Below are 8218 nucleotides of genomic sequence, written 5' to 3'. Positions count from 1 at the left end.
GCTGGACGCCATGGGCAACCGTGTCGCGGACGCGAGCGGGACCTGGACCTACAACGCCAACAACCAACTGTTGAGCCGCCCGGGCGTCTCCTACACCTACGACGAGAACGGGAATCTCACCCGCAAGACTCAAGGCGGAGTGAGGCGGGACTACTTCTACGATCCCGAGAACCGCCTCGTCCGCGTCGAAGACCAGGACGGCGCCGTCATCGCACGGTACGGCTACGATCCCTTCGACAGACGTCTGTACAAGGAGGTCGGCGGGGTACGCACGTACTACTTCCACTCGGACCAGGGAATGGTCGCCGAGGTGGATTCGACTGGCGCGAGTGTACGCACCTATGGCTATCACCCGCAGAGCCGCTTTGGCACCCGGCCGCTCTTCCTCAAGACGGCGGCCGGCTATGCCTATTATCACCTCGACCACCTGGGAACGCCGGTCGCGCTGACCACGTCGGACGGGCGGATTGTCTGGTCAGCGGATTACGATGCATTCGGCAAGGCCGTCGTTCGGGTGTCCGAGGCGACGAGCCATCTGCGCCTTCCCGGCCAGTACTGGGACGACGAGACCGGTCTGCATTACAACGACCGGCGGTACTACGACCCGGAGACGGGGCGGTACCTGACGGAAGATCCCATCGGCATCCAGGGTGGGCTGAATCGCTATCTGTACGCGGAAGCCGATCCCATCAATTTCAGCGATCCGACCGGTGAGTGCCTGCTCGCCGGGGCCATTGGCGGCGCGCTCTCGGGGGCGGGCTTCAGCATCATCGAGCAGTTTTTCACCAAGGGGTGTGTCAAGGGGATCAGCTGGAAGGACGTGGCCAAGGACGCGGCCATCGGCGCGGGTGTGGGGGCGCTGACCTGCGGATTGTCGAAGCTGCCGTTGCGGTGTGGCAACAGCTTCACGCAGGACACGCTGATTCATACCCGCGATGGCCTGGTGCCGATCGGCGATGTGAAGGTGGGCGACGAGGTCCTGTCCTACGCCGAATGGACCCAGGAGAAGAGCTACCGGCCGGTCGAGGCGGTCTTCTCGCACGAAGGCCTCGAGCCGGTCACCCTTCTCACGCTCGCGGATGGCTCGAAGATCGAGGCCACGGACGGCCATCCCTTCCACGTGTCCGGTCAGGGATGGAAGGACGCCGGCCAGCTGGTCATCGGCGATCTGCTCGACGCGCGGGATGGGGTGCCGATCGCGGTCGTGGGCGTCGAGCGCGAATCGAAGTTCGGACGCTACGTCAATCTCTCGATCGGGTATGGGAGCACGTTCTTCGTGGGCGAGGACGGCGCGCTCGTTCACAATTGCAAGATACGGAATTCGCACCTCGCAGGCAAAAAACATCCGAAGACGGGCGTCCCTTTCGATAAAAACGGCTTCCCAGATTTCTCGGCGCACCGCCATCCAAACGTGCCGGACGTTCGGATTGATCCTTCTGGTTATCGCTCTACGGATATCGCTCGAGCTAACGCAGCAGCCGGACTCCCGAAAACCCCAGCCGGATACACTTGGCACCACCATCAAGACAGAGGCTTGATGCAGCTCATTGATTCAGAAATACACAGGTTGACCGGACACACCGGTGGATTCCGCCTCTAGCGGGGATATATCATGGGATTCTTCTTAAAGGGCAGCACGGGCACGAGTCCGAAAGTCACTGAGGAGATGCTGGCGCGGGCGCAAACTACGCTTCGACTGCGGCTCCCTTTAGCCTACGTAACCCTCCTGCGCGAGCGGAACGGAGGGGTTCCCGCTCGACGGTGCTTTCGTACTACGGCTCCCACGTCCTGGGCGCCCGACCACATCGAGATTTCACGTCTCCTTGGTATCGGCTTCGAAGAGGGGCTCGATGGGGCATTGGGCAGTGCGTATCTCGTCAGAGAATGGGATTACCCAGACATTGGTTTGGTAATCTGTGACACGCCATCTGGGGGGCACGACACTGTGATGCTCGATTACAGCGAGTGCGGCCCCGAAGGTGAGCCACGAGTGGTCTATGTCGACGAGGATAGAAGCGTTTTGCTACTTGCACGTGATTTCTCGGCGTTTGTTGCCGGACTGGTAGACTGCCGGGTGTTGGCTGCGTCGGGAGCAGGTGCGTGAGCATGAGATCTGTTGCCCACAAGGCGTGTTCTTGAGATCTGGTCGAGACTCAGGGAGGTCGAGCGATGCGGCGCCTGTCTTGAAGAGGCAGTTCAGCGGGCGAGGAAAACTCCTCTCAAGGATGTGGTTGCTTTCTTGGGAAGAGGGTTGTCTGTCGAGAAGGTTGAGTGAGGTTGAGTACGATGACGATAGCGGGGCCATTCCGTTGCTCATTCGTGGGGTCGATGGCGATTCGCCTGCTCGCCTGCGCTTGTGTTTTGTTCGCGGACACCGCCCTGGCCCTCGACAGCGTCTGTGCGCGGGTCAAGATCCAGATCGACCAGAAGCTGACCCTCGAGCGTCAGGGTTTCGACGCGATGATGCGCATCACCAATGCGCTCGACACGGTGGAACTCAAGCAGGTGCGCGTGGACGTGCTGTTCACGGACGAGGCCGGGGCGCCAGTTCGCGCCACCTCCGACCCGACCGACACCTCCGCCAGCTTCTTCATCCGAGTCGACACCGTCGCGGGCATCTCCGACGTGAACGGGACTGGCACCGTCGCGCCAATCAGCGTGGCCGAGGTGCATTGGCTCATCGTCCCCAGCCCGGGCGCGGGCGGTACGCTGCCCGGGGGCAAGCTCTACTTCGTCGGCGCCAACCTCAGCTATACCGTCGGCGGCGAGGCGCAGACGCTCAAGGTGTCTCCCGACACGGTCACCGTTCAGCCCATGCCCCGGCTGACGCTCGACTACTTCCTCACCAAGGACGTCTTCGCCGATGACCCGTTCACCCCGGAGGTCGAGCCTCCGGTGCCGTTCACCCTCGGGGTCCGCGTCCGCAACGGCGGCGCCGCGACGGCGCGCCACGTACGCATCGAGTCCGCTCAGCCGAAGATCGTCGAGAACCTCCAGGGCCTCCTGGTCGGCTTCCAGATCACCGGCAGCTATGTGAATGACTCGCCTACCAGTCCCAGTCTCCTCACCGAGCTGGGTGACATCGCTCCCTCCTCCGCGAGCACCGGCCGCTGGGTGATGACGTCGACCCTCTCCGGCAAGTTCGTCGAGTTCAAGGCCTCGTTCACGCACTCCGACGCGCTCGGCGGTGCGTTGACCTCGCTCATCGACGCTACCCGCGCCCACCTGCTCGTCCGCGACGTGAAGGTCGATCTCCCCGGCCGTGACTCCGTGCGTGACTTCCTCGCCCGCGACGACGACGTGCTGCGCCTCTATGAGTCCACGGGTGTCGATACGCCCGTGACCGAGCAGTCGGGGTCCTCCTCGCTGACTCCGTCCGGTGGCGCGACCTATCTGCTCTCGGCGCCCCAGACCTCCGGCTTCCTGTACGTGAAACTCCCGGATCCCTCCGGGGGCACGAAGCAGCTCGGGACGGTGACCCGCTCGGATGGGAAGGTGATACCGCCGGAGAATGTCTGGCTTTCCAGGTCGCGCGCCACGCCTGGCGGCCCGTTCAGCTTCTGGATCAACCTGTTCGACGCCAACACGCCCGGCACGTACACCCTCGTATTGACGGACCCGGCGGCGACGCCGCGCCCGCCGGTGCTTTCGCTCATCCCAGATCGCGCCGTCCGGGAGGGCGAGCAGGTAGCCTTCCTGGTCGAGGCCTCCGATCCGGACGGCACGATTCCGTCCCTCACGACATCGCAGCTTCCCTCGGGGGCGCGGTTCACCCCGCAGGCGCCGTTGGAGGGCGTGGCCCGCGGGTCGTTCGAGTGGACGCCCGCCACCGGCCAGGCGGGCCAGTACCCCATCACCTTCACCGCCTCCGATGGCAGTCTCAGCGCGGCCAGGACGTCGACGGTCACCGTCACCCCGCTGGCGCCGCCGCCGGGCCCCGACACCCCGGTCATCTCGCGCCCCGCGGTGGCCTCGACGGTGACGGCGCTGCAGCCCGAGCTGGCCGTCGCGAAGACCTCGAACCCGCTCGACACCGCCGCCAGCTACCAGTTCGAACTCTACCGGGATGCCTCGTACACGGACCGGATCGCCCAGAGCCCCGCCGTGCCGAGGAGCTCGCTCGGGGCGGCGTGGCAGGTGCCGGCGCCGCTCGCGGACAACGCCACGTATCACTGGCGCGTGCGCGCCTTCGACGGCACCACGTACAGCACCTGGACCCTCGGGCGCTTCACCGTCAACACCGTGAACGACGCCCCGTCCATCCCGGCGATCGCGGCTCCCGCTCCCGGTGGGCGCGTGGACACCCCCTCGCCCACGTTGTCGATCTCCAACAGCACCGACCCCGATGGTGAGCCGGTCGTCTATCGCTTCGAGGTCTACGCCGACGCCGCGCTGAGCCAGAAGCTGCGAGAGCTCTCCAACATCGCCGCTGGCTCCGGCGGTGTTACCAGCGTGGCGGTCGCGCCGCCGTTGGCCGACCAGACGACGTACCACTGGCGCGTCTTCGCCATCGACCCGCACGGAGCAATCACGGCGTCCCCGGCCGCCAGCTTCTCGGTCGATGTCAGCCACCCGGCCCCCGAGGTGCCCGCGATCCTCAGCCCGATCGTGGGAACCGTGGTGACCAGCGCCTCCGTCCCGCTCCGGGTCGCCAACGGCGCGCACGGACCGGGCGTGGCCTCGAGCTACTTCTTCGAGCTCGACCGCGACCGGGGCTTCACGAGCCCGGCCGTCGTGCGCTCGGGTGCGGTCCCGGAAGGGCAGGGCGAGACCCGCTTCACCGTCACCGGCCTCGCGGAGAACACGCGGTACTTCTGGCGCGCGAAGAGCAGCGACGGCGTGGCGGAGAGCGCTTGGGTGTACGGCGACTTCCTTGTCGATCAAGCCAACGATCCCCCCGGTGTGCCAGCGCTGCTCAACCCGGGGCAGGGCGCCTTCGTGTCGACCCGGGAGCCGCTCCTGGAGATCGGCGCCTCGAGTGACCCGGACGACGTCGTCGTCGTGTATCACCTGGAAATCTACTCGGACGAGGCGCTGTCCGGCCGCGTGGCCGAGCAACTGACGGACACCCTGACCTGGGTGGTGCAGCCGCCGCTCGCGGACGAGGCGACCTACTTCTGGCGCGTGCGCGCCGAGGATACGCGCGGCGGTGCCAGTGTCTGGAGCGCCGTGCAGCGCTTCTCCGTCCACACCGGCACGGTCCGGCCGCCGGGGCTCGTGCTGGTGGAGCCCTCCGGTGTCGTGACCGTGACCGGCCCCACGGTGCCCATTGCATGGGAGATCGACGACCCCACGCACGCGTCGACGCTGGCGCTGTTCTCCGATCGCGACGCTCAGGGTGAGGACGGGACCCTCATCGTGCGCGACCTCGCCCAGGACCCGGCCAGCACCACCGGCCGCTACCTCTGGAACGTCTCCACGCTCCTGCCTGGCACGTATTACGTGTACGCGAGCGCCACCAACCGCGCGGGGACCACGACCCGGTACGCCGCGGGCGCCTATGTGATTCCCGTTGCGCAGCCGCGCGGTGGATTCACCCTCACCCCGACGACCGCGCTGGAGACCACCGAGGCCGGCGGAACCGCGACCTTCACCGTGGCGCTCACCACCGCTCCTCGGAGCGAGGTGACCCTCGGCTTCACGGTGAGCCAGCCGAACGAGGCGCGCCTGGCGCCGTCCTCGCTCACCTTCACTCCGACGAACTGGAACGTCCCACGCGCGGTCACCGTGACCGGGCTCCCGGACTGCGTGGACGATGGCGACCAGCCGTACCAGGTCGTCCCGGGCCGGGCCACCAGCGCCGATCCCGACTACAACGGCATCCAGGCCGCGCCCCTGGCCTTCGTGAACCGGGGCTCGACGTCGGGCTGTCTGGAGAACCAGGCGCCTCAGGCCCATGCAGGCCCGGACCAGACGGTCGACGCGGGGAGCACCGTCGTGCTGGCCGGCTCCGGCACCGACGTGGACGGCACGGTGGCCGCCTACCACTGGGTGCAGACCGCCGGTCCGGCGGTGACGCTCTCCGACGCCAGTGTCGCGGCGCCTGGCTTCACCGCGCCGTTGCCCGCGGCCGACACGGTGCTCGGCTTCGAGCTGACCGTCACCGACAACGAGGGCGCGACCGGCCGCGACAGCGTCGCCGTCACCGTCCGCGCGCGCCCGAATCAGCCACCGGTGGCCGACGCCGGTCCAGACCAGACGGTGACGGCAGGTGAGTCCGTCACCCTCGCTGGCTCCGGCACCGACGTGGACGGCACGATCGTCTCCTACGCGTGGGCGCAGGTCTCCGGCCCCGCGGTGACGCTCTCGGGCGCAACCACCGCGACCGCGACCTTCTCCGCGCCGGTGGTGAGCGCTCCCGTTAGCCTTGGCTTCACCCTCCGCGTCACCGACGATCGCGGTGCGAGCGCTACCGCCCCGGTCACGGTGACGGTTCAGCCCATTCCCAACGAGCCGCCCACCGTCGACGCCGGGGCCAACCAGAGCGTGCTCTCCGGCACCCCGGTCACGCTCGTCGGCAGCGCCACCGATCCCGACGGCACCGTGGTCGCCTTCCTCTGGACCCAGATGGCGGGGCCCCCGGTGACGCTCCTCGACGCCAGCACGGCCACGGCGCGCTTCACGGCCCCGGCGGTGTCCGCCAACACCGTGCTCACCTTCCAGCTCACCGCCACGGACGACCAGGGCGCGAGCGCCAGCGACCCGGTCTCGATCACGGTCGTTCCGAACCAGCTCCCCGTGGTCAAAGCCGGTGCCGACCAGGTGGTGAACGAGCGCATGGGGGTGACGCTGGCCGGTGCCGTCTCCGACGCCGACGGAACGATCGTGTCCGTGCAGTGGACCCAGACGGCGGGGCCCGCGGTGACGCTCACCAACGCGAACCTCCTCACCGCCTATTTCACGACGCCCGCCGTCAGCACCGACACCGTGCTCACGTTCACGCTGACCGCGATCGACAACCTGGGCGCCAGCGGCAGCGCGACGACGCACGTCACGGTCCACCACGTCAATCAGCCGCCCACCGCCAATGCCGGGCCCGCTCAGACCGTGAACGAGAACACGCAGGTCACCCTGAGCGGCGCCGGCTTCGATCCCGACGGCAGCATCGTCTCGTACGCGTGGGTCCAGACGACGGGCGTCCCGGTGGCGCTGATGAATGCCGGGACGGCGGTAGCGACGTTCACCTCGCCGCAGGTCAACTCGCCGGCGACGTTGACGTTCGATCTGACCGTCACCGACAACGAGGGCGCGACGGGCACCGCGCGCGTCACCGTCCGGGTGCGGGACAACCTCCAGAACGTGCCGCCGTCCGTGAGCGCCGGCCCCAGTCAGACGGTCGACGAGGGAACGCCGGTCACCCTCACCGGCAGCGCCACCGACTTCGGCGGCACCATCACCTCCCTGCAGTGGACCCAGACCGAGGGGCCGGTGGTCACGCTCTCCGGTGCTCAGTCCGCGGTGGCCCGCTTCACCGCGCCACAGGTCTCCGCCCAGACGGTGCTCAAATTCCAGCTCCGGGCGACCGACAACGAAGGCGCCAGCACCTCCGCCAGCACCGAGGTCGTCGTGCGCGACGTTCCCACTGGGCCGGTGGTGGACGCCGGGCCTGATCTCACGGTCAACGAGGGCCAGCGCGTCACCGTCCGGGGAAGCGCGAGCCCGAGCGGCCTCTCCTACCAGTGGGCCCTGATCTCGGGTCCGGCGGTCTCGCTCAGTGGCGCCACCACGGCGGTCGTGAGCTTCACCGCGCCGGCCGTGACCGCCGACTCCGTGTTGACGCTGAAGTTGACGGTCCGGGGATGGACGGGCGTGACCGCGTCCGACACGGTCAACATCACCATCCGCAACGTCAACCAGCCGCCGGTGGCCGTGGTGGAGCAGGTCGGGAGCGTCAACGAGCGCACCCTCGTCACGCTGAGAGGCAGCGGCTCCAGGGATCCCGACGGTTCGATCCGCTCCTACCTCTGGGTCCAGACCGCTGGCCCGCCCGTGGCGCTGAGCAATCCCCGCGGCGCGTCGACGAGCTTCACGGCGCCCGAGGTCACGCTCGAAACGATGTTGTCCTTCCGGTTGACCGTGACCGACAACGAGGGGGCGACCGGGAGCGCCGTGGTGATCGTCACGGTTCGCGACGTCCGGAGGTTGTGAGCGGAGCGCCGGGGGCAAGGCGCTCTTCACCACCGGGAGCGGGCGCGAGCCTCCGCGCCACGCCCCGGGG

General features: G+C 67.9%; 3 protein-coding genes. All 3 read left to right on the top strand.

Annotated elements, in window-relative coordinates; genetic code table 11:
• Positions 1–1600: RHS repeat-associated core domain-containing protein (locus tag ACJ8AN_RS39390; protein WP_407760776.1), on the top strand; the 1600-nt coding region annotated here is incomplete at its 5' end.
• Positions 1601–1612: 12 nt separating this feature from the next.
• The gene (locus ACJ8AN_RS39385) at positions 1613–2104 is read left to right on the top strand and encodes an SMI1/KNR4 family protein (protein WP_407760775.1); all 492 of its coding nucleotides are present in this window, start codon (positions 1613–1615) and stop codon (positions 2102–2104) included.
• Between the two features lie 224 nt (positions 2105–2328).
• On the top strand, positions 2329–8148 hold the full coding sequence (locus ACJ8AN_RS39380; RefSeq protein WP_407760774.1) for a PKD domain-containing protein: 5820 nt from the start codon (positions 2329–2331) through the stop codon (positions 8146–8148).
• The last annotated feature ends 70 nt before the right edge of the window (positions 8149–8218 follow it).

Origin of the sequence: Archangium sp., from assembly GCF_045802675.1 — a bacterium.
GTDB lineage: Bacteria > Myxococcota > Myxococcia > Myxococcales > Myxococcaceae > Archangium.
The sequence above is the reverse complement of the archived record's forward strand: the minus strand, read 5'-3'. Positions and strand labels throughout refer to the sequence as shown.